Origin of the sequence: Rothia sp. HMSC061D12, assembly GCF_001836735.1 — a bacterium.
Classification (GTDB): Bacteria; Actinomycetota; Actinomycetes; order Actinomycetales; family Micrococcaceae; genus Rothia.
Genome location: NZ_KV830305.1, coordinates 1195031 through 1218717 on the forward strand (window position 1 = coordinate 1195031; position 23687 = coordinate 1218717).

General features: G+C 59.8%; 21 protein-coding genes and 1 tRNA gene. 9 read left to right on the forward strand and 13 right to left on the reverse strand.

Translation table 11 applies throughout. The annotated features are described in order from the left end of the window. Positions 1-52: 52 nt before the first annotated feature. The 10 genes from HMPREF2682_RS04660 to HMPREF2682_RS04705 all read right to left on the reverse strand — a co-directional run bounded on the left by HMPREF2682_RS04660 (position 53) and on the right by HMPREF2682_RS04705 (position 8681). Entirely contained in the window at positions 53-1594 is a 1542-nt protein-coding gene (locus HMPREF2682_RS04660; protein WP_070831811.1) for a glycoside hydrolase family 32 protein, read from the reverse strand. Between the two features lie 324 nt (positions 1595-1918). Then, positions 1919-2293, reverse strand: a complete 375-nt coding sequence (gene rplL / locus HMPREF2682_RS04665; protein ID WP_005504884.1) for a 50S ribosomal protein L7/L12 — start codon at positions 2291-2293, stop codon at positions 1919-1921. 156 nt (positions 2294-2449) lie between these two features. Further along, positions 2450-2980, reverse strand: a complete 531-nt coding sequence (gene rplJ, locus HMPREF2682_RS04670) for a 50S ribosomal protein L10 (protein WP_070831814.1) — start codon at positions 2978-2980, stop codon at positions 2450-2452. Between the two features lie 388 nt (positions 2981-3368). Next, the gene (locus HMPREF2682_RS04675; RefSeq protein WP_070831817.1) at positions 3369-4496 is read right to left on the reverse strand and encodes an ABC transporter ATP-binding protein; all 1128 of its coding nucleotides are present in this window, start codon (positions 4494-4496) and stop codon (positions 3369-3371) included. Positions 4497-4597: 101 nt separating this feature from the next. Beyond that, positions 4598-5572, reverse strand: coding sequence for a TDT family transporter (locus tag HMPREF2682_RS04680; protein ID WP_070831820.1), 975 nt, complete (start codon positions 5570-5572; stop codon positions 4598-4600). 301 nt (positions 5573-5873) lie between these two features. Further along, on the reverse strand, positions 5874-6569 hold the full coding sequence (gene rplA, locus HMPREF2682_RS04685) for a 50S ribosomal protein L1 (RefSeq protein ID WP_005504876.1): 696 nt from the start codon (positions 6567-6569) through the stop codon (positions 5874-5876). A gap of 137 nt (positions 6570-6706) precedes the next feature. Beyond that, complete coding sequence (rplK, locus tag HMPREF2682_RS04690) at positions 6707-7135, reverse strand: 50S ribosomal protein L11 (RefSeq protein ID WP_005504870.1); 429 nt, start codon at positions 7133-7135, stop codon at positions 6707-6709. A 266-nt stretch (positions 7136-7401) separates the two neighbouring features. Beyond that, positions 7402-8148 (reverse strand): transcription termination/antitermination protein NusG, encoded by a 747-nt coding sequence (gene nusG / locus HMPREF2682_RS04695; protein WP_049338063.1) that lies wholly within the window; start codon positions 8146-8148, stop codon positions 7402-7404. A gap of 104 nt (positions 8149-8252) precedes the next feature. After that, positions 8253-8531, reverse strand: a complete 279-nt coding sequence (gene secE / locus HMPREF2682_RS04700; protein WP_005504868.1) for a preprotein translocase subunit SecE — start codon at positions 8529-8531, stop codon at positions 8253-8255. A 77-nt stretch (positions 8532-8608) separates the two neighbouring features. Beyond that, positions 8609-8681: transfer RNA gene (locus HMPREF2682_RS04705), tRNA-Trp, on the reverse strand. A gap of 352 nt (positions 8682-9033) precedes the next feature. On the opposite strand from HMPREF2682_RS04705, the gene HMPREF2682_RS04710 reads away from it, so the two are divergent. Both HMPREF2682_RS04710 and HMPREF2682_RS04715 read left to right on the forward strand, forming a co-directional pair. Beyond that, the gene (locus HMPREF2682_RS04710; RefSeq protein ID WP_070831823.1) at positions 9034-10236 is read left to right on the forward strand and encodes a pyridoxal phosphate-dependent aminotransferase; all 1203 of its coding nucleotides are present in this window, start codon (positions 9034-9036) and stop codon (positions 10234-10236) included. A 462-nt stretch (positions 10237-10698) separates the two neighbouring features. Next, a complete protein-coding gene (locus tag HMPREF2682_RS04715; protein ID WP_070831826.1) occupies positions 10699-11730 on the forward strand; it encodes a 6-phosphofructokinase in 1032 nt (343 codons plus the stop codon). Between the two features lie 133 nt (positions 11731-11863). Here HMPREF2682_RS04715 and HMPREF2682_RS04720 read toward each other — a convergent pair whose 3' ends face one another. Together HMPREF2682_RS04720 and HMPREF2682_RS04725 are read right to left on the reverse strand one after the other, a co-directional pair. Beyond that, positions 11864-13099, reverse strand: coding sequence for a CAF17-like 4Fe-4S cluster assembly/insertion protein YgfZ (locus HMPREF2682_RS04720; protein WP_083321757.1), 1236 nt, complete (start codon positions 13097-13099; stop codon positions 11864-11866). Positions 13100-13164: 65 nt separating this feature from the next. Further along, entirely contained in the window at positions 13165-13854 is a 690-nt protein-coding gene (locus HMPREF2682_RS04725) for a heme-binding beta-barrel domain-containing protein (RefSeq protein WP_070831831.1), read from the reverse strand. Positions 13855-14479: 625 nt separating this feature from the next. Between HMPREF2682_RS04725 and HMPREF2682_RS04730 the strand changes: the two genes are divergently transcribed. From HMPREF2682_RS04730 to asd, 7 genes are all read left to right on the forward strand, one after another. Next, positions 14480-15157, forward strand: a complete 678-nt coding sequence (locus HMPREF2682_RS04730) for a winged helix-turn-helix transcriptional regulator (RefSeq protein WP_083321758.1) — start codon at positions 14480-14482, stop codon at positions 15155-15157. 179 nt (positions 15158-15336) lie between these two features. Continuing rightward, complete coding sequence (mshD, locus tag HMPREF2682_RS04735; protein WP_083321759.1) at positions 15337-16401, forward strand: mycothiol synthase; 1065 nt, start codon at positions 15337-15339, stop codon at positions 16399-16401. 65 nt (positions 16402-16466) lie between these two features. After that, a complete protein-coding gene (locus HMPREF2682_RS04740) occupies positions 16467-18740 on the forward strand; it encodes an RNA degradosome polyphosphate kinase (protein WP_083321760.1) in 2274 nt (757 codons plus the stop codon). Positions 18741-18991: 251 nt separating this feature from the next. Continuing rightward, the gene (locus HMPREF2682_RS04745) at positions 18992-19999 is read left to right on the forward strand and encodes an NUDIX hydrolase (protein WP_070831834.1); all 1008 of its coding nucleotides are present in this window, start codon (positions 18992-18994) and stop codon (positions 19997-19999) included. A gap of 238 nt (positions 20000-20237) precedes the next feature. Then, positions 20238-21119, forward strand: coding sequence for a thymidylate synthase (locus tag HMPREF2682_RS04750; protein WP_070831837.1), 882 nt, complete (start codon positions 20238-20240; stop codon positions 21117-21119). A 22-nt stretch (positions 21120-21141) separates the two neighbouring features. Next, positions 21142-21792 carry a dihydrofolate reductase gene (locus HMPREF2682_RS04755; protein ID WP_070831840.1) on the forward strand — a complete coding sequence of 217 codons (651 nt, stop codon included), beginning with the start codon at positions 21142-21144 and terminating at the stop codon, positions 21790-21792. Positions 21793-22019: 227 nt separating this feature from the next. Next, positions 22020-23159, forward strand: coding sequence for an aspartate-semialdehyde dehydrogenase (gene asd, locus HMPREF2682_RS04760; protein WP_070831843.1), 1140 nt, complete (start codon positions 22020-22022; stop codon positions 23157-23159). A gap of 116 nt (positions 23160-23275) precedes the next feature. Here the strand turns inward: asd and HMPREF2682_RS04765 are convergent, their stop codons facing one another. Further along, entirely contained in the window at positions 23276-23572 is a 297-nt protein-coding gene (locus HMPREF2682_RS04765; RefSeq protein ID WP_246827252.1) for a PGPGW domain-containing protein, read from the reverse strand. Between the last annotated feature and the right edge of the window lie 115 nt (positions 23573-23687).

Genomic DNA, 23687 nt, shown 5'->3' on the forward strand with positions numbered 1-23687 from the left:
GAAATTACCGGAAACTACCCGCATAGGCGGCTCCCAACGCCTAGAAAACGGCTTAGAGGCGGCCGTATTCCAGGGACAGCACCTCGCCACCGGTCAGTCGGACGCGGCGCTTATCGCCCTTGAAGAAGGTGCGAGCGGTCATGACCTCAGCACCCATGGACGCGACCAGCTTGCCGCCCACGTACAGTTCGGTTGCCGAGCCGTCCACGAGCAGGTCAAACTCGCGAATCTTCGAACGCTTCAGGGTGCGGCGGCGCAGGCTACCACCCTCGGTGTAGCGGGTACCGCCACGGTCCATCTGCACAAAGTCCTTATCCAGAACGATGCTCAGTGCCACGCCGTGGGTGTCCTTAATCTTCAGCTTCACACGCTCATCCGAGACGTTCACGCGACCGCGCAGGCGGAAGGTCAGGGCGTTCTTCAGCTCGACGAGCTTGCCCTTCTCCTCTTCGCGGTACAACGGCTTCATCTCCATAGCGTCGTTCAGCTGCGGCACCGGGCGCTGGAAAATCTTGCCGTTGCGCAGGTGCAGCTCACGCGGGTAGGTGAACATGTGCACCCAGCGGTGGCTCCACGAGGGCAGGTCGTCCTGGTCTGCGTTACCCAGCCACGCAATCATCACTGGGGCGTCGCCGCATACATCGTGCGGTGCCTTCGGGTCAGCGGTCAGGCCGGTACCGGAGATGGTCTGCGGGGCGTAGAACTCGAAACCTGCATCCAGCTCGGTGAAGGGGGTCTCCACGGTGAACTTGAGGGTCTCGTTATCCAGCGAACCGACAATGTAGCCGCTCTGGAAAATGTTGTTGTACTTCTCGCCGAGGGGCTGCATGCCCTGCGGGCTGAAAATCAGCACGTCTCGGATTTCGCCGGTCAGCTCATCGCGCATGCTCAGCAGGGAGGGGCACTCGTACATGTAGGTGCCCTTGAGGGTCTTATCCTTAATGCTCAGTTCGCCGCGGAAGGTCCACTCGCGGCGATCCTTGGAGGTGTACACGACCACGGCGCCGGTCAGATCCTCACGCTGAGCACCGATGACCATCCACCATTCACCGTTACGCTCAAAAACGTGCGGGTCGCGGTAGTGCGCGGTGTAGCCCTTCGCGGGGCCGGAAATCAGCGGGGGCAACTGACGGGTCGGCTTCGCATCCTCACCCGCGGTAGCAAGAATCTGGTAGGTTTCGCGGTTGCCTTCTTCGTCCTTCACGTTACCGGTGTAGAAGAACTCAAAACCGCCGGGAACCTTAATGCCGGAGCCGGAGTAGCAGCCGTGCGAATCGTAGCGGCTATCGGGAACCAGCGCGGTACCCTCATCGGTCCAGTGAGTCAGGTCCTCACTGACGGCGTGGCGCCAGTAGACCATACGCTCCGGGTGCAGGGGCGAGTACTGGTAGAAGGCGTGGTAGCGCTTACCGTCGAAGACCAGGCCGTTCGGGTCGTTCAGACGGCCCACGGGAGGTGCCAGGTGCAGAGCCGGGTAGTCGCGGTCTTCACGAACACCGGCACCGAAAGCGTCCAGAACCTGCTGTGCTTCAGCCGCCAAGTCGCGGGCGGGTCGCTCGGTTGCGCTCTTCTTCTTTTTCTTCTGCTCGCTCATGTCTATCCGCTTTCGTGCAAAGGAATGTCTGGGTTGTCTCATCCCATCATACGGCACCTCTCCCCCATTGCCGGGCTCCAGGAGAGAGGAACCACAGTGCTCTCAGCCTCTCTCATCCGAGGCACAGGGCGGCCACAGCGGCTTATACCGCCACCTGCCGATTATGTGGCGCATGCCCCGTTTGCTACAGGAGAAAAGAGCGGGCACGACGAAGCCCCGAACCTCCCCCAGTCTTCATACCGGAGTAGGTGCGGGGCCGTTAAATGCCGCGAGGCGGCGCATCCGATGGATGCACCGCCCGCGTAAGAATCGAGAAGAAGTCGATTACTTGAGGGTGATGGTTGCGCCAGCAGCCTCGAGCTGCTCCTTAGCCTTCTCAGCGTCTTCCTTGGAAACGCCCTCGAGCAGAGCCTTGGGAGCGCTGTCAACCAGGTCCTTTGCTTCCTTCAGGCCGAGGGAGGTCAGGGCACGAACTTCCTTGATCACTGCGATCTTCTTGTCGCCAGCGGACTCCAGGATAACGTCGAACTCGGACTTCTCTTCAGCAGCCTCGCCTGCTGCGCCGCCTGCTACAACTGCAACGGGAGCAGCTGCGGTGACGTCGAACTCTTCCTCGAATGCCTTGACGAACTCGGAAACCTCAACGAGGGACAGTTCCTTGAATGCTGCAATGAGTTCTTCGATGGACAGCTTAGCCATTGTTTGGCTCCTTCACTATCTGGTGCGGACTGACGCCCGCGGTGTAAATCTTCAGTACCTACCCCGAAAGGGTCGGTCAAATTTAGGGTGCGTTACACGCTATTCGCGTTCACGCTGCTGAGTATCTCAGCGCTGGTGCAGTAGCACGAAAGGGGCTTATGCCTCTTCCGAAGCCTCCTCGGCAACAGCGGGAGCTGCGCCTTCCTGCTCCTCCAGCTTGACGCGCAGTGCGTCTGCAACCTGTGCGATGCGTGCGATGGCTGCCTTTGCGCCACCTGCAACCTTGGACAGCAGAACCTCGCGGGATTCCAGGTCAGCGTAGCGCTTGACGTCGTCCTCGGTCAGAGCGGCACCTTCGTAGTAACCGTTCTTCACGATCAGCTGGGGGTTAGCCTTGGCAAAGTCACGCAGGCCCTTAGCAGCATCAATCAGGTCGCCCTTGATGAATGCCAGTGCGGAGGGACCCTGGAGGTGGCCTTCGAATGCGTCGATGCCAGCTTCCTTAGCTGCGATAGCAGCCAGCGTGTTCTTCACCACGGCGTATTCGGTCTCTGCACCGAGTGCGCGGCGCAGCTCCTTGAGCTGTGCAACAGTGAGACCGCGGTATTCGGTCAGGATGACTGCGTTCGAAGCTTCGAAGAGTTCCTTCAGCTCGGATACTGCAGCGATCTTTTCCTGAGTCGCCATGGTAGTTCCTTCTTCCGATTCTTGTAAGGTCGCCGGTAGAGCCTCGAAGCACTTATTGCAAGCAATAAAAAATGCCCCGACGCGTAGGCGCACGAGGCACAGTAGACGGCACCCTGAATCAGGGCAACGGCTATTTACTTCGAGTTACCTACGCGGGCGGCGATTTCTAGTGAAATCTGCTCTTATCAGAACTCTGTTCTTCGTCTCCAACGAGGTGGCGATAAAGGACATAGTTCTAGACCGGCGGTCTTTGGTTCATTCATCATCTCAGGTTAAAGCCCGAGTCGCAAGTTAAAAACGTGATTAAGCGGGGTTAATCACTTAAAGCCCCTCTTTAAGCTACTCAACCCGCGCTTTCTCCCCGTTAAAAGGCCTGGCAACCCACGCTTTAGAGGTAAAAACGCTTTCCCTCAGAGAACAAGAAGCAGCGCTCAGCAGCCACGCCCAGGTGCATCCGCTCCCCCACGTTTAGGGAGGCGGTGCTCTGCGCATCCGGGATAAAGAACTCTAGCTCCTGACCGGCACTCACACGGGCATACTTTTGGGCACTCAGCTCAGCTTCCGTCTGAGCCCGCTGGGATTTCAGCGGCAGGGAAACCGCCTCCAGCAGACGCCCGCGGTACAGCATGCCACCGACCAGGTGACGGTAACCGAGCACCTGCACCGGCAGGGCGTGAGCAGCATCTGCCGCCACGGGGTGCAAGGCGGTCGCGCGAATCGCCAGCTCGCACCCGGCAGGAAGAAAATCCGAGTCCTCAAGAGCCAGTAGGTTCAGCGCGGGCGCCGCTAAAAGCTTCGCCACCTGCAGAGTATGCGGATGCGCCAGCAGACGCTCCGGAGTATCCACCTGCACCAGGTAACCGGCATCCATGACCGCAACCCGCTGACCCAGCATGAGCGCCTCATTCTGATCGTGGGTCACGTACAGGCCCGTAAAACCATAGCGTTCGTGCAGACGCACAATATCCGCGCGGATACTCGCGCTCATCTCCTCATCCACGCTCGCCAGCGGCTCATCAAAAAGCACCACCGGAGCACGGCGAATCAGTGCACGCGCAATGCCCACGCGCTGAGCCTGACCACCCGATAGCTGCGAGGGCTTACGGGACTCCAGACCCTCAAGCTTCAACGCTTCCAGCAGCTCGCGGTAGTAGTCCATATCGACCCCACCGGAGAATGCACCCAGCCGGGTCGGGAACAGGATATTGTCCTTCACGCTCAGGTGCGGGTACAGAATCGGGCGCTGAAACACCACACCCACCGAGCCGCGCTCCAGCGGCTGACCGGCATAGGTCACCCTGCCGGCGCTCGGCTCCTCCAAACCGGCAATAATGCGTAGCAGAGTCGACTTACCCGTACCCGAAGAACCCACGAGGGAAATCAGCTCGCCGGGGTGCACATCCAGGTCAATCTCGTTCAGAACCGTCGTATCGGTGCCGAAGGTCTTTGCGACGCCTCGAATGCGCAGGCCCTCAAAGGGTTCCACCACGGCAGAAGAATAGGATGCAGAAGTCATTCCCCCATTATCGCCGAAACCCGCACCCGGCACGGGCGCAGAAGATAAGCGCCGTCATACAACGCCACACTAACCTCACGCCGGTGCCTCACACGGGAACCTTAGCTCGGGCGCACCAGTAGGCGTCCCTTCACAGCCAAGTACAGCGTGCCCGCCCACAGAAAGACCAGGAATGCCGTACCCGCCACCGTCAGCGCAGGGCCCACCAACCCCAACATGCCAGCCGAGGTTAGGCGAATACCACTCGCCGCCATAGACGCCATACCGAAGGAGAAGCCCCACATGCTCATCGAGAAACCACCCTCAAGAGTCCACGGGAGCAAACGCATCAGGAAAATCAGCTGCAAAATGCCATAACCGGTCAGCACCAGGAAGAACCAGTCCACCGTGCCGCCGTTAGCCGCCAGGTACGCGTTACCGCCCACAAAGGGCGGTGCCATCTGAATGCCAATGACGCCGCGCTCGCCCTGAGGTAGCGGGGTCAAGGTGCGCATGCGGCTCAGGATCGCGGCCTCAATGCTAAACCACGAAATCAGACCCGCACCCAAGAAGAGCATCGCCATATCGTGCCACCCGACAAAACCCATCGCCGTAGCGGTCGCAAAATTTGTCGCCACAGTCGGCAGATACAGCACCGGTGAGGCGGCCTCGGGAGCATACCCGCCACGCCACGTACCGGCAATACGATGAGAAGCGAAATACAGCTGACCCACACCGCCCAGCACAACCAGGGTCAGAGCCGGAGCCTCAGCATACGGGTAAAGCGCCGCGCCCACTTGCGCCGTCGTCGCAGGAACCAGCGAAAAGAAACAGGTACGCGCCGAATGCTCCCAAAAACTACGCACCCACGCACGATACTTCACCACCGAGTGAACCAGAAAACCCATAAGAAGCAGCCACACCACGGCGTTAAAAGCCAGGATGCTCTCACCCACCCAGTCAGGCGCCAGTCCCTTCGATGCGCCGGTACGCCAGGCAGCGCCCAGTGCGCCGGTGCCCAGCGCCACCGCAAAATAATTGACCGGCACGCTGAGGCCGCGGCGGGCGCTCTGCTCGCTCTGAAGGGAAGAAGGCATTATTTACCTCTCATGGTCGTAGGGCAGGATAGGGGCGTACAACCCCGTGTATATGTTTCGACGGTGCCCGGGCATGGACAAAGCCCAAGGAACAGGGGGCTAGAAAATCATTCTATGTTTTAAGCCTATATAAGCTGGAAGTCCGTGACGTACTTTAACTGACGCCGGTCACGCAATGTCTTGAATCTTCACGCTGTGTTTTGAATCTTCACACAGACAAAATCATGCACAAAAAATCGCCCCCGACGCCTAAACGTCGGGGGCGATCACTAGCGAAAGCTAGAAGCTACAGGTGCATACCTTAGGCAGCAACGGCAGCCGGATCAACGGGGATGCCGGGGCCGAAGGTGGTAGCAACGGTTGCCTTGGAGATGTAACGACCCTTAGCCGAAGAGGGCTTCAGACGGTTAACCTCTTCCAGAGCTGCCTGGAAGTTCTCCTCGAGCTGCTCAGCGGTGAAGGAAGCCTTACCGATGATGAAGTGCAGGTTGGAGTTACGGTCAACGCGGAAGTCGATCTTACCGCCCTTGATGTCTGCAACAGCCTTTGCAACATCCATGGTCACGGTACCGGTCTTGGGGTTCGGCATCAGGTTACGGGGACCCAGGATCTTACCCAGGCGGCCGACCTTGCCCATCATGTCGGGGGTTGCAACCGCTGCGTCGAAGTCGGTCCAGCCGCCAGCGATCTTTGCAATCAGCTCGTCGGAACCAACGTAGTCAGCGCCAGCTGCCTCAGCCTCAGCAGCCTTGGGGCCTGCTGCGATAACGACCACGCGAGCGGTCTTACCGGTGCCGTGGGGCAGGTTCACGGTACCGCGAACCATCTGGTCTGCCTTACGGGGGTCAACGGACAGACGCATTGCAACCTCAACGGTTGCGTCGGTCTTGGTGGAAGAGGTCTCCTTCGCCAGGGCAACTGCCTCAGCGGGGGTGTAGAGCTTACCCTCTTCAATCTTGGCTACAGCTGCCTTGTACGCCTTGCTGCGCTTTGCCATCTGCTTTTCTCCTTATGCAGTTGTGGTCTCGTGAGCCGCGCTCGGCTCTGCCACATCCCGTCCATACGACGGGCATTTACAAGTTCTGTGTAGAAAAATCTACGGTGCCGATTACTCGGCTGTTCGGCGAACCGAAATTACTCGACGGTGATACCCATGGAACGAGCGGTACCTGCGATGATCTTGGAAGCAGCATCCAGGTCGTTTGCGTTCAGGTCGGGCATCTTGGTCTCAGCGATTTCGCGCACCTGAGCCTCGGTCAGCGAGCCAACCTTGGTGGTGTGAGGAACAGCGGAGCCCTTAGCAACGCCAGCAGCCTTCTTGATCAGCTGGGAAGCCGGAGGGGTCTTGGTGATGAAGGTGAAGGAGCGATCCTCGTAGACGGTAATCTCAACGGGGATGATGTTACCGCGCTGCGACTCGGTTGCAGCGTTGTATGCCTTGCAGAACTCCATGATGTTCACACCGTGCGAGCCCAGTGCGGGGCCGACGGGGGGAGCCGGGTTAGCGGCGCCTGCCTGGATCTGCAGCTTGATGAGGCCAGTGACCTTCTTCTTGGGAGCCAATGTAGGGTCCTTTTCTTAGCTGGGAACCGACGCACAGGAGCGTACGCCGGCAAGACGGTGACCGTGGCGCGGTCACCCGTGCATCCGCATGAAAGCGTGACATGCGCATACACAAACCAACATTCTAGCGTTAATCAGCGACTTAATCCAGCGCCAGCTAGCAGAAAGAGTAAACCCCACCCGCACAGCCACCGCCGGTTATACAGCCGACACAAAATATGAGCCCCGCACCGAAGTGCGAGGCTCATATTCACGCGCTAGAAGCGTTAAATCTTTTCGATCTCGGTGAAGCTCAAGGTCACCGGAGTGTCGCGGCCGAAGACGGAAATCATCACGACAATCTGCTGGGACTCGCCCTTGATCTCCGAAACGGTAGCGTCCATGCCCTCGAAAGCACCGGACTTCACGCGGACGTTCTCGCCCACAGTGTAGTCGGACTCGATAACGGGCTTGGAAACGGGCAGGCCCTGGCTCTGCTGCTGCTCTTCAAAGACCGGCAGGAGCATGTCAAAGACCTCGTCCATACGCAGCGGGACCGGGTTGTACGCATCCTGGCCCACGAAGCCAGTCACACCCGGGGTGTGGCGGACAACGCCCCACGAGTGGTCGGTCAGTTCCATACGAACCAGAACGTAACCGGGAACGCGCACGCGGCGGATGGTCTTCTTCACGGTGTTCTTGAACTCAACCACGGTCTCCATGGGAACCTGAACCTCGAAGATCTCATCTTCAGCTTCCAGGTTCTGGATACGGGTCTCGATACCGGTCTTCACCTTGTTCTCGTAACCGGAGTAGGTGTGCACCACGTACCAGTCGCCCATCTGACGGCGCAGCTTGGACTTGAATTCTTCCAGAGCGTCGACTTCCTCAGCCGCCTCAGCAGCTGCTTCAGCCACCTCGACAGCCTCGGTAGCTTCCTCAGCCTGCTGCTCAATAGCCGCAGACTCCTCAGTAGCCTCAGCAGCGGCTACCTCGACCTCTTCAATCTCGGATACCAGTTCCTGCTCGGACACGTCGCTCCTACTTTCTATCGTTAATCATCTAGAGGGGACTCCCACTCGCCAATACGCTGAGGGAAATCACTGATGGGGCACCCAGATTAAGGATGCAGCCAGTACTAGTTACGCTGAATCGTTCCGTTACCGAAAATCCAGAATGCTCCCTGGCCGAAAAGATAATCCAGACCAGAAATAAGCAGGAGCATCACCACGACGAAGAACAGAACTCCGAAGAAGTAACCAACCAGTTCACGTCCGGTGGGAGTAGTAACCTTCTTCAACTCCGCAAAAACTTCACGGAGGAATGCAAAAATACGGCCGAAGAAACCGAGCTTCTTATCGCTCTTCGACGATGCGCCGGGCTGAACAGCCTTTTCGGCGGTAGCAGACGATGCCATTTCTTCTGCCCCTTTCTGAGTCTAAAAAAGTACGCCCGGGGTGCGGGCGTACAAATTATTTATTGAGGCAATAAAAGCAGGGCGGACAGGACTCGAACCTGCAACCTGCGGTTTTGGAGACCGCTGCTCTACCAATTGAGCCACCACCCTTTGAAGTTTTCACTTCAGGTGTGAGAGTTGCTTCTCACTCGCTTGCTCCTCCATTGCCTCTAAGCCGTGGCTTTAGAGGGGCAAACAATTACACCCTTGCGGGTGCAGAACTAACTCTAAACCATCTTTCGGGGCCGATGCAACTTCAGAATGTAATATTTTTTGAAAAACCTCTTGAGATACCTTGACTAAGGGTTCCGCATCACTACTAGTGGACCGTATCCTATTACAAGGAACGCCGCTCACACCCGCGCCCACCACGCGCGAATTGGTCCCACACGCGCATTCCCATCACCATTTTCCTTGTCGACTTCACGCCGGCAGCGCACAAGAAGAAAGAGAAGAGAGCCCCATGGCGCGTATTTCAAGCCGCATCGGTGCCATCGCACCCTCCGCAACCCTTGCCGTCGACGCAAAGGCAAAAGCACTCAAGGCTCAGGGACGCCCCGTCATCGGTTTCGGCGCAGGCGAACCGGACTTCCCCACCCCCGCGCACATTGTTGATGCAGCACGCGAAGCACTCAACGACCCCAAGAACTTCCGCTACTCCCCCGCCTCCGGCCTTCCCGAGCTGAAGAAGGCAATCGCGGAAAAGACCCTGCGCGACTCCGGTGTAGAGATTGACCCCGCACAGGTCATCGTCACCAACGGCGGTAAGCAGGCCGTGTACCAGGCATTCGCAACCGTCATCGACGAAGGCGACGACGTACTGCTGCCCGCGCCCTACTGGACCACCTACCCCGAATGCATCCGCCTGGCGGGCGGTAACCCCATCGAGGTTTTCGCCGGTAGCGACCAGCACTACAAGGTGACCGTCGAGCAGCTCGAAGCCGCATACACCCCCGCAACCAAGGCGCTTATCTTCGTCTCCCCCTCCAACCCGACCGGTGCCGTCTACACCGAAGAAGAGACCCGCGCAATCGGCGAATGGGCACTTGCCAAGGGCATCTTCGTGCTGACCGACGAGATCTACGAGCACCTCACCTACGACGGCACCGACTCCGTCTCCATCCTGAAGGCAGTGCCCGAGCTCGCCGACCAGTGCGTCATCCTCAACGGCGTGGCAAAGACCTACGCCATGACCGGTTGGCGTGTGGGCTGGATGATCGGCCCGCGCGACGTCATCGCCGCAGCCTCCAACCTGCAGTCCCACATGACCTCCAACGTCAACAACATCGCCCAGCGCGCAGCACTTGCCGCACTGACCGGCCCGCAGGAGGACGTGGAAATCATGCACGCAGCCTTCGACCGCCGCCGCCGCACCATCGTCGACGGCCTGAACGCGATTGAAGGCGTGCACTGCCCCGTCCCCACCGGCGCATTCTACGCTTACCCGGACGTACGCGAACTGCTCGGCAAGGAAATCGACGGCGTACGCCCCCAGACCTCCGCAGAGCTTGCCGAGCTCATCCTCGAAAAGGCTGAGGTCGCCGTAGTTCCCGGCGAGGCATTCGGCCCCAGCGGCTACCTGCGCCTCTCCTACGCACTGAGCGACGAGGATTTGGCAGAGGGCCTAGCTCGCCTGCAGAAGTTCCTCGGTCAGGCACGCGACTAGTTTGCGGCTCTCCGAACCGCGCCTCTCACCACGGCGGGAGGTGCGCTTTAGGCGTGGGGTGAACCGGCACAAAACGATCAAACACAGAGCTATTGACCGTTTTTTGTCCTAAAAACCGGGAATCCCACAAAGATTTAAAAATATTTTTAAAACACTCGAGGCCTCCCGCATCTTTTCGGATGCGCGGAGGCCTCGTTTGCCTCTTCGGTGCCATAGGTGGGAAGCGGCGGCTATTTGTGTTTTAAACCCAAACATACAGGTTTCAAAAACCTGAACTTTTATGCCGCGATTTGGGCATTCCCACGCCTTTCCACCACTACCAACACAACCCAAACATCGCTAAAATAGAGACCAAGAGAACGACCTCCCGACCGGCGCACATTCATGCGCTGAAATCGTGGAGGTCATAGTTATATACACGCGCGCACAACACCTAAAACGCGCAGACATTAGGAGCCAACCATGAAGATCGGTCTGCTTACTTCCGGCGGCGACTGCCCCGGCCTGAACGCTGTCATCCGCGGCGCCGTGCTCAACGGTGTCAAGAAGTACGGCTACGAATTCGTCGGCTTCCGCGATGGCTGGCGAGGCGTCGTTGAAGGCGACTACATGGACCTGCCCCGCCAGAAGGTCCGCGGCCTGGCATCCCAGGGCGGCACCATCATCGGTACCTCCCGCACCAACCCCTTCGACGGCCCCAACGGTGGCCCCGAAAACATCGAAATTATGATGGAACGCCACGGCATCGACGCAATCGTCGCTATCGGCGGTGAAGGCACCCTCGCAGGCGCAAAGCGTCTGGCGGACGCAGGCCTGCCCGTCATCGGTGTTCCCAAGACCATCGACAACGACCTGCGCGCAACCGACTACACCTTCGGTTTCGACACCGCAGTGTCCATCGCAACCGAGGCTATGGACCGCATCCGCACCACCGGTGAATCGCACCACCGCTGCATGGTCGCCGAAGTCATGGGCCGCCACGTCGGCTGGATCGCGCTGCACTCCGGTATGGCTGCAGGCGCACACGCAATCCTGATCCCCGAGGTCAAGGTCTCCATGGAGCAGGTTGCTGAATGGGTCAAGGAAGTACACGACCGCGGCCGCTCTCCCCTGGTTGTTGTTGCTGAAGGCTTCATCCCCGAAGGCTTCGACGAGGTCATGGCAAACAAGGGTACCGAAAAGGACGGCCGTCCCCGCCTCGGCGGCATCGGTGAGTACATCACCCACGAAATCGAGAAGATGACCGGCGTCGAAACCCGTAACACCATCCTGGGTCACATCCAGCGCGGTGGCGCACCCACCGGCTACGACCGAGTGCTCGCAACCCGCCTGGGCATGGGCGCAGTCGACATGGTCGCACAGAAGCAGTGGGGCAAGATGGTCTCCGTGCAGGGCACCGAAATCAAGTACGTACCCCTCGAAGAGGCACTGGACGGCCTGAAGTCCGTACCTCAGGAACGCTGGGAAGAAGCAGCCGTCCTCTTCGGCCGCTAAACCCCACAGACTCAGCAAGCTCGCTGAGCACTCATACTAAAACCGCGGAGGCGGGCACTCGTAACGGGTGTCCGCCTCCGCGGCTTTTAGTTGGGGTGGGTTTTAGCTGGGGTAGCTTTTGGTCAGGAATGCCCTAGCGCTTCAGGAAGTCCTGACCCGCCAAAGAACGACGCGCCACCTCACCGGACTCCGGCGAAACCACCGTCGTCTGAGCCACCGCGTACTCGGTCGCCGGCGCCGGCGAACCATCGGGCAGGAAGTCACCACCATCAACCGCACGCAAAGGCGCCTGCGGGTCAACGCCGCGCTTAATCACAGCCAGAGCAATCGGGCCCGCCTCGTGATGCAACGCCACCGAGGTAATACGACCGACCGGGCGGGACTTGCCCTCCACAAACAGCTCGCTACCTGCCGCGGGTAGGGTGTGCTCCGAACCGTCGATATCCAAGAACACCAGGCGGCGCGGCGGGCGGCCCAGGTTATGCACGCGAGCCACCGTCTCCTGGCCCTTGTAGCAGCCCTTATCGAAGTGCACCGCAGTACGGGTGTAATCCAGCTCCTGCGGGATGGTCTTATCGTCAGCCTCGGTGCCATAGCGGGGGCGCCAGGCCTCGATACGCAGAGCCTCGGCGGCCCACAGGCCCGCAAAACGCGCATCCGCAGATTCAGCCAGGGCGGGCAGAGCAGAACGCGGCACAATGCTCAAGAAACGCACATAGTCCGCGCCGGGGTGGGCGTCACCCGCCTCATCGTAACGGCAGCTACCCGGTGCAGGAGTATGCCAGGGGTCCTCCCACACCAGCGGCTTGCCCTCAGCGAGCGCCGGATGCACCGAACCGTCCTGCAGGATCGGGTTACGAGCGCTCTCCAGCACGGCGTATTCGTCGCTGAGATTCTGCACCTCAACGCGCATCATGAACTTCATGCGGTTCAGGTAATCGGTCAGCGGCTGAGCCTGGTAGCCCTCCACAATCAGCCAGAGCGCCTCGCCATCTTCAATCGCAGCGGGGGCATACTCCACGCGGCCCTGGGGTGAAAGCAACAGGAACTCGCGGCTCTCCCCGGAGGTCATGCCGGTCAGAATCTGCGAAGCGATGGAGGTCAGCCAGGTCTGACGATCCGGACCCGCAACACGCACCACGCCCATGGAGGAGCGGTCCACCAGCACCAGCGGTTCGCCTGCGTCGGCGGAGCGGTCAAAGCTGAGGGCGCGCTGTTCCAGCATGGGGTTGCCGTAGTGTGCGGCGACGCCGGCGTCCAGCCCGGAGGCGGCAAAAGCGCCGTGCAGGCCCAGCAGGGGGCTCGCGGGGCGGGCGGCATCAGGCTGGGGTGCCTCAGCCTGAGGGGCTTCAAGCGAAGATTCAGTCACGGAAGGTGCACCTTTCACGCAAAGAGTCTGCCCCGCCATTCAGCGGGGCAGACATAAGTAATGTATTAGGCGGTAGGCTCGGAGCCGGGCTCGCCGGTGGGCTCTTCGCCGTCCAGGGAACCGAACATCGAGGTTCCCAGGGAATCGCCGGTCATCGAGGAAGTCTTACGAAGCTCAGCGGAGGCGTGCTTGTGCAGCTTACCCTCGGCGTCTGCGACCTCCCAGTCCCACATGAGGTTGCCGTTGACCAGGCCCCACAGGCGCACGGAGCCCGCGTACTCGTGGGAGATGTCGTCACGGAGCAGGTTACCGGTCTGCATGCGAATGACCGGGCCCTTGACCATGCCCACATAGTTCTCGCTAATGCCGCCGGGATGCGCGATGGTTGCCAGCAGCGAGAAACCGTCGTCCTCGTTGCGCAGGGTCTCAACGCTCTCAGCGTCAGCGAAGGCGGGAATAACGTCCTTGGGAACGATACCGAAGCCGCCGTCGGCGTCAGTCAGGGGGCGGTCAATCTGCCAGAAACCGGTCTCAACGGTGATGGGACGCAGCTTCTGACCCTCGTCATCGAGGAGGAAAGATTCAGCGCGGTATTCGATGAAGGGCAGACCGTTCTGCTCAAAAGTAATAATCTGGCCGAAGGGGGTATTCTCCTGGCCTTCGTACCACATGGTTCCGGTACCCTCCCAGGTGCCGAGCAGCCATGCGAAGGGAACAAGTTCAGGGGTTAGGTTGGTAGGGATTTCAATAGCCATACCCCCTATTTTAGTACCCGAGCGTAAAACGGTACCCTGTTCGTTCGCCCTCGGCGCGGGATAATTTCCCGTCCACGCCCGGCATCAGACATATAGAAAACCCCCAACCGGAGGGGACCGGGTGGGGGTTCACGCCGTCATTGGCGAGGCGGTACGAACCGTACGACCGCCTAAAGCCCTGTGTGGGCGATGCTTCTGCTCTGTGCGGGAAGACTACTTCTGACCGCTGAAGAGGCCACGCAACACTGCGAATGCACCGATACCGATGCACACGGAGATGATAGCCATCAGCGACATGAAGAGAGCTTCAAGAGCCATAAGATTGTTTTCCATGCCTTAAACCTACCATAGACCCGCCCCGAAAGGGCGCAGAATCGGAGGCAGAAACATAGTGAACAGCACGATTCCCAACAGGCATACGCCCCGCCCGGCACCAGCAAAATAATAGCCCCGCAGAATCCGGGTAGGTGCCCCATCATAGCCAGCTGAGAAGCCTGTACGAACAGTCCGGAATACGATATTCGGCCCGGTCTACACCGGCGCCCACAGCCGCGTCACAGCCTGGCGAGTACACTAGAAAGAGCCCAAAAGTTTTACACGGGAAATACATGGGAAAGGAGAGGGTGTGTACCGTATTGCGCTCATGAGCGACACCGCCGCGCAGGATATGATCCCCTCGCTGAGCCTGCTCAGCCACAAGGTACACGTCTTCCCCCTCGACACCGCCCACACCGCCTTCGAATCCGAGACCTTCGACCTGCTCATGGTCGACGCCCGCACCGCGCTCGTCAAGGCACGCCAATGCGCCCAGCTGTTGCGCGCAGCCGGCGTGCAGTTGCCGCTCATCGCACTCCTGAATGAAGGCGGCATGGCGGCGGTTGCCGCCTCCTGGCAGGTGGACGATATCGTCTCTGACCAGGCATCCCCCTCCGAAATGGATGCGCGCCTGCGCCTCGCCATCAAGAGCGACGCAGCCGCGGAAGAAGAAAGCTCGGAAGAGCGCATCGTGCGCGCGGGCAACCTCGTCATTGACACCCAGGCGTACTCGGCACACCTTTCCGGCGCGGCGCTGAACCTGACCTTCAAAGAGTTTGAACTACTCAAGTTCATGGCTCAGCACCCAGGACGCGTCTTCTCCCGCGCCCAGCTGCTCTCTGAAGTGTGGGGTTACGACTCCTACTACGGCGGCACCCGCACCGTGGACGTGCACGTGCGTCGTCTGCGTTCCAAGCTCGGCACCGAGTACGAACAGATGATTTCGACCGTGCGTAACGTGGGCTATTCCTTCAACAGCACCCGCTAAATTTTGCGGTACCAACCGCTGTTTTGGTGTGCCCGTTCTCGGGTAGACTCGCCGCTGAACCAGGTACCAGAGTGTGTAAATGTTCCGGTTCTTGTCATATTCGCCCAAGACGAAGAGCAAACTCTTCAAAGAGCAATCATCCCCGGTAGAGTTGAATCAGAAGGCTACGAAAGAAGGCGATGATGGTACACAGTCAGACACCCAATCCCTCCACCCTGCCCGCTGAAAGCTCCCTTGTTTACGCGGAACCGCAGCTCACCGAAGAGTTGCTGGAACGATTCGATTCCTTTGCCCAGGCGGTTGCCAAGCACGACGGCGTTTCGGCGTTCTCCGAGCAGACCCGCATCGAGCTGAGCAAGGCGCTACGCGAAAGCACCCTCACCCCTCCGCGTTTCTTTGTCGCCGAGGACGACGGCACCCTCGCCGCCGTCTTTGTGGCGCTCACCCCGGCAAACGACGAAGACAGCGGAGTCATTGAGGCAGCCGTCGCCCCCGAATACCGCGGACGAGGCGCCGGTAGCGCATTCTTCGACCACGCCGTCCGCCAGCTGGGTGAAGACGCCGTACGCTACCGCCTCTGGGTTCACGGCAGCGCCACCGACACCGGCATTGAAAGCCCCGCCCACGCGTTCGCGACCCTGCACGGCTTCGAGCCGGTACGTGTGCTGTACAAGATGGTTCTGCCCCTGGACGCGCAGACCCGCGAAGAGCTCGTGGAACGCTCCGATGCGCGCACTCTGCCGGAGAACCTGCGGATGCGTACCTTCACCGGTGCGGACGAATTCCCCTGGCTTCGCGTGAACGCCGCAGCGTTTGCGCACCACCCCGAGCAGGGCAAGCTCACCCTCGCCGACCTGCGCGAGCGCACCGGCTCTCCCTGGTTCCGTCCCGAGGGTTTCTTCATCGCCTCCGAGGTGGATGATGATTCCGCTATTGCGGCGTTCACCTGGACGAAAATCCCGACCGGTCAGGAGCAGGGCGAGTTGTCCCCCTCCGGCGAGATTTACGTGGTGGGCGTGAACCCGCAGGCTCAGGGAGGCGGTCTGGGCCGAACCCTCACCCTGCGCGCCCTGGCGTACCTCGCCTGCGCTGAAGACGAGAACGGCGAGCCGTTGCGCGCCATTGATCTGTACGTGGACGCCGATAATGATGCCGCCTACGCCCTGTACACTTCCTTGGGCTTTGGTGTGGCGACGGTTGACCGCATGTACGCCCCCGCCCAGCAGGCTGAGCCTGCCGCCTAGTTTTGGTGCGCCACAGTTGGCGTGCTTCTTCACGACTTATCCCCGATCAGAAAGGCAAGTACAGTATGGTACCCGCCCCCAATGGCCTGAATAAGGCGCCTAAGCCTAAGCCGTCTGAGCCGGCACCCATGACCGGTGTCATTCATATCGGCCACGATATTTCGAAGATTGAGCGTGCCGAGTCTCGCGGCGACCGCATTGAGAAGGGCGAGAAGCGCTCCTACTTCAGTCTGGAAGAGGAGTTCGGCCCGGAGCGTTTCTTCGACCGTGAGAGCAGCTGGCTGGACTTCAACACCCGCGTGCTGGAGCTGGCGGAGGACCCGAACCTGTTCCTGCTGGAGCGTCTGAACTTCCTGTCGATTGTGGCGTCTAACCTGGACGAGTTCTTCATGGTGCGTGTGGCGGGTCTGAAGCGCCGCATTGCGACCGGTCTGGCGGTTCCTTCGGCGGCGGGCCTGAGCCCCGAGGAGCAGATGGAAGAGATTGCTGAGCGTGCCCATAAGCTGCAGGAGCGCCACGCCGATGTGTTCCACAACCAGGTTCTGCCTGCTCTGGAGGAGCAGAACATCCGCATTGTCGGTTGGGACGACCTGGATGCGGACGCTAAGCAGCGCCTGCGTCAGGAGTTCATGCAGGATATCTTCCCGATTCTGACCCCTCTGGCTGTTGACCCGGCGCACCCCTTCCCGTACATTTCGGGTCTGTCGCTGAACCTTGCGGTGCTGGTACGTAACCCGCAGACCGGCAAGGAACTGTTCGCTCGTGTGAAGGTGCCCGATCAGCTGGACCGTATGGTCTCTGTGGATGGTTCCCGCGCCGCCAACACTGCGGGCCGCGAGAGCCGCTACATTGCGCTCGAAGACATCATTGCTGAGCACCTGGACACCCTGTTCCCGGGCATGGAGGTTGTGGAGCACCACGTCTTCCGCGTGACCCGTAACGAGGACCTTGAGGTGGAAGAGGACGACGCAGAAAACCTGCTGAAGGCCCTGGAGAAGGAGCTTCTGCGCCGTCGTTTCGGTCCGCCGGTCCGTCTGGAGGTTGAGGACACCATCAACCCCACCATCCTGGATCTGCTGATTTCTGAGCTGAACATCAACGAGTCTGAGGTGTACCGTCTGCCGGCCCCGCTGGATTTGCGCGGTATGAGTGCGATTATTCGTGCGAACCGTCCGGCGCTGCACTACCCCAAGCACATTGCGCACACTTCCCGTTGGCTCAACGCCACCGAGACCGCGAAGGCTGCGGATGTGTTCGCTGCCGCCCGCGACCACGACGTGCTGTTGCACCACCCGTACGATTCGTTTGCGACCAGTGTGCAGGCGTTCTTGGCGCAGGCTGCCGCCGACCCGCGTGTTCAGGCGATTAAGCAGACCCTGTACCGTACCAGTGGTGACTCCCCCATCGTGGATGCGCTGATTGAGGCGGCTGAGGCGGGCAAGCAGGTTGTGGCACTGGTCGAGATCAAGGCTCGCTTTGATGAGGAAGCCAACATCTCGTGGGCTCGTAAGCTGGAGCGCGCCGGCGTGCACGTGGTGTACGGCATCGTGGGTTTGAAGACTCACTGCAAGCTGTCGCTGGTGGTGCGCCGCGAGGGTAACCACCTGCGCCGTTACGCTCATATTGGTACCGGTAACTACCACCCGTCGACGGCTCGTTTCTACGAGGATTTGGGCATCATCACCTGCGATGAGCAGATTTGTGAGGATGTCTCGCGCCTGTTCAACCAGCTGTCTGGTTACGCACCGAAGACTAACTACCAGTCGTTGCTGGTAGCGCCGCGTACTCTGCGTAGCGGCCTGATTGAGTGCATCGACCAGGAGATTGAGAACCACAAGGCTGGCCGCCCGGCGAAGATTCAGATCAAGTGCAACTCCATGGTGGATGAGGCCGTCATCGATTCGCTGTACCGCGCTTCGCAGGCTGGTGTGCCGGTGGATGTGGTGGTTCGCGGTATTTGCGCCCTGCGCCCCGGTGTTAAGGGTCTGAGCGAGAATATTCGCGTCCGTTCGGTGCTGGGTCGTTTCTTGGAGCACTCGCGCGTGTTTGCTTTTGAGAACGGCGGCGATCCGATTGTCTACATTGGCTCTGCAGATATGATGCACCGCAACCTGGACCGCCGTATTGAGGCTCTGGTGCCGGTGAAGGATCCGCGCCACGTGAAGTACCTGCGTGACATGTTCACCACTTATATGAGTGATTCTTCGCGTACCTGGCACCTGGATTCTGAGGGCAACTGGACCCGCCACGACACCGACGATCAGGGCAACCCGCTGCAGGACGTGCAGTCGTACTACCTGAGCTCGCGTTCCCGTAAGAACGTGGTCGATAAGGTCTAAGGATGTGCCGCTGACCTACCGGTAATTTCTGGTGGTGAACCCCGTCTGTTCTCGCGCTTTATGGCGTGAGGCAGGCGGGGTTTTCCGCGTGTCGTGCAAAAACGTGCGGTGGACTAGTGCACTCAGCGCAAAAGTGAACAACAGGTTACGTTGAGATTACAACTTGACCGCTCTCTCACCTACAATTAGACGCGGAGCATGATGCCCTCTGGCATTGTGCGCAAGCCTAGCGAAGAGGTTCAGAGAGAGATATGGCACCGCTGGATTCCCCCTCCATCTACTACTCGGCACGACGTTTTGACGCGGTCAACAGCATTGACCGTGCCCCCTCAAACACTGCGGATATTGTTGCTTCTGGCGCACTGATTTGGCGTATGCGCGACGGTGCGCTTGAGGTCCTGATCATTCACCGCCCCCGCTATGACGACTGGTCCTGGCCTAAGGGCAAGCAGGACCCGGGCGAGTCCCTGGCTGAGACCGCTATTCGTGAGATTCGCGAAGAGGTCGGCCTGCAGGTTGTTCTGGGTGTGCCCCTGGCTGTGACTTCCTACCCGGTGGGCGGCCGTCCGAAGGATGTTTTCTACTGGTCTGCTGAGCTTCCCGAGGGCGCCCGTGCCCTGGCGGATGAGGGTGAAGTGGATGAGCTGCGCTGGGTATCCACCGAGGTTGCTCGCGCCCTGCTGACCAACGAGGACGACCTGGCACCCCTGGAGTCCCTGGAGGCTCTGGCTGAGGCGGATGCGCTGTGTACCCGCCCGATTCTCATTGCCCGCCACGCGAAGGCGAAGCCGCGTTCGAACTGGGCTGCCGCTGAGGATGACCGCCCGCTTGCGGCTACCGGCAAGCGTCAGGCGTTGGCTTCTAGCCGTCTCTTTGCGGCGTGGGCTCCGAGCCGTATTATTTCTTCCCCGTGGCTGCGTTGCGTTCAGACTGTGACCCCGTATTCGGTGGATTATGGTGTGTCTGTGAAGGAGAAGAAGTCCCTGTCGGAGGCTGGCGCTCAGCGTCACCCGGCACGTGTTGCCCGTACCGTGGCGTCGCTGTTCGATAAGGATTCTTCCTCGCTGCTGTGCACTCACCGCCCGGTGCTGCCCCAGGTGATGGATGTTCTGCGTGAGTACCTGTTTGAGGGTTCCGCGGAGGTGCTTCCGACCGAGGATCCGTACCTGGAGCCTGGCGATGCCCTGGTTCTGCAGGTGACTGAGGGCGATAACCCGCGTATTGTCTCGGTGGAGCGTGTACGCGTGGCTCTGGACTAACATCCATATACTTTGATCTTCTAACGGCGAGCGCGCTGGGCTTTATGCTCAGCGCTCTCTTCATAAGGAAACAAATCCGGTGGCCAAGACCAAAAATTCCTGTATACTTACCATATTTTGACCTTTTGGGCGACACCAGTCATCATAGGCGTCCCCTCGTACTATATTGAGGTAACGAAAAGAGTTGATCGGCTCGTTGTTTTACCTTGAACCATCTAACTTCTAGAAGGTGCCCTTCATGTCTCACGCAATCCCCACTCCCTATGAAGATCTTCTGCGCGAAATCCTCGAGGAGAACAAGGACGCCATCGCGGCGGATGCACAGCGTTCCGACCGTACCGGCACCGGTACCTTCGGTGTTTTTGGTCGCCAGATGCGTTTTGACCTGCGTGAGTCGTTCCCGCTGATTACCACCAAGCGCGTGCACTTCAAGTCTGTTGCCATTGAGCTGCTGTGGTTCTTGCGCGGTTCCTCGAATGTGCGCTGGTTGCAGGAGCGCGGCGTAACCATTTGGGATGAGTGGGCTGATGAGAACGGCGATTTGGGCCCGGTCTACGGCGTACAGTGGCGTTCGTGGCCTGCCCCCGACGGTGGCACGATTGACCAGATTGCGAAGGTTATCGATTCGTTGAAGAATAACCCGAGCTCGCGCCGCCATATTGTTTCGGCGTGGAACCCTGCCGAGGTGGACAACATGGCGCTTCCGCCCTGCCACGCACTCTTTCAGTTCTACGTGCACGAACGCGCGGACGGTGTAAAGGAGCTGTCCTGCCAGCTGTACCAGCGCAGTGCGGACATGTTCTTGGGCGTGCCCTTCAACATCGCCTCCTACGCGCTGTTGACCTACCTGATTGCCGAAGAGGTCGGGATGGTGCCGGGCGATTTCATCTGGACCGGCGGCGACTGCCACATCTACTCGAACCACCTGGAGCAGGTGAAGAAACAGCTGGGCTACGGCACCGACCCGGAGGGCAACCCCTACCCGCCGCGCGAACCGTACCCGTACCCGAAGCTGGTTATTAAGACCAAGAAGCCTTCTATCTTCGACTACGAGTATGAAGACTTTGAGCTGGTGGACTATAAGCACCACCCCGGTATTGCCGCCCCGATTGCGGTCTAACTGCAGGTTGTGAGGAGGCATAATGTATCGTCTGGGTGCTATTTGGGCTCAAACTGACGCCGGGATTATTGGCCGTGCTGGGACTATGCCCTGGCATGCTCCTGAAGATTTAAAATACTTCAAAAAAAAGACTATAGGTTTCCCAGTTATTATGGGCCGGAATACTTGGGATTCCTTTCTCCCGCGTTTTCGTCCTCTGCCGGGCCGTACGAATATTGTGATTAGTCGGTCGGTGACCGAGGCGGAAGAACGCGATGGCGCCCTGTGGGTTCCTTCGCTGGATGCGGCGCTGTACGCGGCTCGTGACGCTGCGGGTGCGCCGGTCGAAGCTACCCCGGCAGATACCGCCGCAGTTGATGCTTGGATTATTGGTGGCGGCTCCGTCTACGCGGAGGCGCTCTCCCGCACCGACCTGCCCGCCTTCGGTCGGGTAGAGACGGTGGAGCGGACCCTCTTCTACTGCCAGGAAGGTAACGAGATTACCGGCGATACGCGAGCGCCCGACCTGCAGCTTGCAAATTCTGCGGGTAACTGCGAGGGCGGCTCACCGAACGGGTGCTGGCGGGTCACCTCCGAGAGTGCCTGGGAAAATAGCGAGAAGGGCTACCTGCTCGATGAGTCGGGCACGAAGAACCCCATGTACTTCTCGTTCCAGCGGCTCGAACGTATCTAGTTCAAGCTTCCCTCGTTCACTCGCTGATATCAGACATGCATTTCAAGCCTGCGGCTACTCCTCTCCCGGAGTGCCGCGGGCTTGAACGCTTTAACGCGCCCCGGTGCAGTACCCGGTGCCGAGCCGGATGCCCACCCTAGCGCCTATGCAGATTATCCCGTTCCGAATATCAAATTTTTTGTACGGTGTTAGTCCGCACCCGCCAGCCTGAGAGTACACTGGGAACCATGAACTTTAATCCCGGTGACTCTGTAGGTTTTGTTGGCTGGCGCGGCATGGTGGGCTCCGTCCTCATGAAGCGCATGGTTGAGGAAGGCGACTTCGAGGGCATTACCCCCGTCTTCTTCACTACCTCTAATGTTGGTGGCGCTGCGCCCACCTTCGACGGCGTAATTGAGCCGTCCGAGCTGAAGGACGCATACGACATTGACGAGCTGCGTAAGCACTCGATTATTGTGACCGCTCAGGGCGGTGGCTACACCGAGGCTGTGCACCCGAAGCTGCGTGCGGCTGGATGGGACGGCCTGTGGATTGACGCCGCTTCCACTCTGCGCATGAACGATGACTCCATCATCGTGCTGGACCCCATCAACCGCGACGTTATCGACCGCGGCCTGGCATCCGGTGTGAAGGACTTCGTCGGTGGTAACTGCACCGTCTCCTGCCTGCTGATGGGCCTGGGCGGCCTCTTCAAGAACGACCTGGTCGAGTGGGCAACCTCCATGACCTACCAGGCTGCTTCCGGCGGCGGCGCACGCCACATGCGTGAGGTGCTCGCACAGTTCCGCGACCTGGGCAACGAGGTCTCCGCCGAGCTGAACGACCCCGCATCCGCAATCCTGGATATTGACCGCAAGGTCCTGGCTAAGCAGCGCTCCGGTGAGCTGGATTCCTCCCAGTTCGGTGTGCCGCTCTCCGGCTCCCTGATTCCCTGGATTGACTCCGACCTGGGTAACGGCCAGTCCCGCGAAGAGTGGAAGGCTGAGGTCGAGACCAACAAGATCCTGGGCCGCTCCGAAGACGACAAGATCACCATGGACGGCCTGTGCGTCCGTATCGCTGCAATGCGTTCACACTCTCAGGCGCTGACCATCAAGCTCAAGAAGGACCTGCCGCTGGAGGAGATCGAGCGCATCATCGCCGAGGATAACCCCTGGGTTCGCTTCGTGCCGAACGAGCGTGAGGCTTCCATGGAGCAGCTGACCCCCGTGGCTGCTTCCGGTTCTCTGGAGATTCCGGTTGGCCGCGTGCGTAAGCTCGCTATGGGCTCCGAGTACATTAGCGCGTTCACCGTGGGTGACCAGCTGCTGTGGGGTGCTGCTGAGCCGATTCGCCGTATGCTGCAGATTGCTATTGGCAAGCTCTAAAGCTCACTGACAAGCCTATATAGAAGCCCTCGCTACCATTCGTATGGGATGGGAGCGAGGGCTTCTGTGTCTAGGTATAGCTTATGCGGGCTGAGCACGAGCCAGGTTAGCGTTGGTTAGCGCTGGTTCTCGGCGGCGGCTTTGCGTTCTGCCTTACGTGCGGCTTTGCGTTCTTTGCGCTGCTGTCGCCAGGCGCGGTAGCGGTACCAGGCGGTGAGCACCACGTGTTTCATGAAAATATTGGCGCGGCGTGCCCAGGTGAATTCGGTGCCCCAAATGCCCAGGCCGATGAAGATAAACAGCCAGCCGGGGCCAGGGGTGACGAGCATAATCAGTCCGGCAATAAAGCAGAAGGCGCCCACACCGATGACGAGGGGCTTGTAGAGATGACGCATGACCGGATGCGCGTGCATGCGCTCCTTGCGGGCTTCGAGCCAGCGGTGAAAGCGGCTGGTTTCGCTTTCCTTGACTTCATCTTCGAGGGTTTTCAGGGGTGGTCCTTCCAAACGTGTCGCGGGTGAGTTTCAC

Coding starts and splice junctions, on each gene's coding strand:
- HMPREF2682_RS04660 (WP_070831811.1), bottom strand. CDS start 1,594: ATGAGCGAGCAGAAGAAAAAGAAGAAGAGCGCAACCGAGCGACCCGCC.
- rplL (WP_005504884.1), bottom strand. CDS start 2,293: ATGGCTAAGCTGTCCATCGAAGAACTCATTGCAGCATTCAAGGAACTG.
- rplJ (WP_070831814.1), bottom strand. CDS start 2,980: ATGGCGACTCAGGAAAAGATCGCTGCAGTATCCGAGCTGAAGGAACTC.
- HMPREF2682_RS04675 (WP_070831817.1), bottom strand. CDS start 4,496: ATGACTTCTGCATCCTATTCTTCTGCCGTGGTGGAACCCTTTGAGGGC.
- HMPREF2682_RS04680 (WP_070831820.1), bottom strand. CDS start 5,572: ATGCCTTCTTCCCTTCAGAGCGAGCAGAGCGCCCGCCGCGGCCTCAGC.
- rplA (WP_005504876.1), bottom strand. CDS start 6,569: ATGGCAAAGCGCAGCAAGGCGTACAAGGCAGCTGTAGCCAAGATTGAA.
- secE (WP_005504868.1), bottom strand. CDS start 8,531: ATGGCATCGTCTGCTACCGCCGAAAAGGCTGTTCAGCCCGGCGCATCG.
- HMPREF2682_RS04710 (WP_070831823.1), top strand. CDS start 9,034: ATGGCGCGTATTTCAAGCCGCATCGGTGCCATCGCACCCTCCGCAACC.
- HMPREF2682_RS04715 (WP_070831826.1), top strand. CDS start 10,699: ATGAAGATCGGTCTGCTTACTTCCGGCGGCGACTGCCCCGGCCTGAAC.
- HMPREF2682_RS04725 (WP_070831831.1), bottom strand. CDS start 13,854: ATGGCTATTGAAATCCCTACCAACCTAACCCCTGAACTTGTTCCCTTC.
- mshD (WP_083321759.1), top strand. CDS start 15,337: ATGATGGTACACAGTCAGACACCCAATCCCTCCACCCTGCCCGCTGAA.
- HMPREF2682_RS04740 (WP_083321760.1), top strand. CDS start 16,467: ATGGTACCCGCCCCCAATGGCCTGAATAAGGCGCCTAAGCCTAAGCCG.
- HMPREF2682_RS04745 (WP_070831834.1), top strand. CDS start 18,992: ATGGCACCGCTGGATTCCCCCTCCATCTACTACTCGGCACGACGTTTT.
- HMPREF2682_RS04750 (WP_070831837.1), top strand. CDS start 20,238: ATGTCTCACGCAATCCCCACTCCCTATGAAGATCTTCTGCGCGAAATC.
- HMPREF2682_RS04755 (WP_070831840.1), top strand. CDS start 21,142: ATGTATCGTCTGGGTGCTATTTGGGCTCAAACTGACGCCGGGATTATT.
- asd (WP_070831843.1), top strand. CDS start 22,020: ATGAACTTTAATCCCGGTGACTCTGTAGGTTTTGTTGGCTGGCGCGGC.
- HMPREF2682_RS04765 (WP_246827252.1), bottom strand. CDS start 23,572: ATGCACGCGCATCCGGTCATGCGTCATCTCTACAAGCCCCTCGTCATC.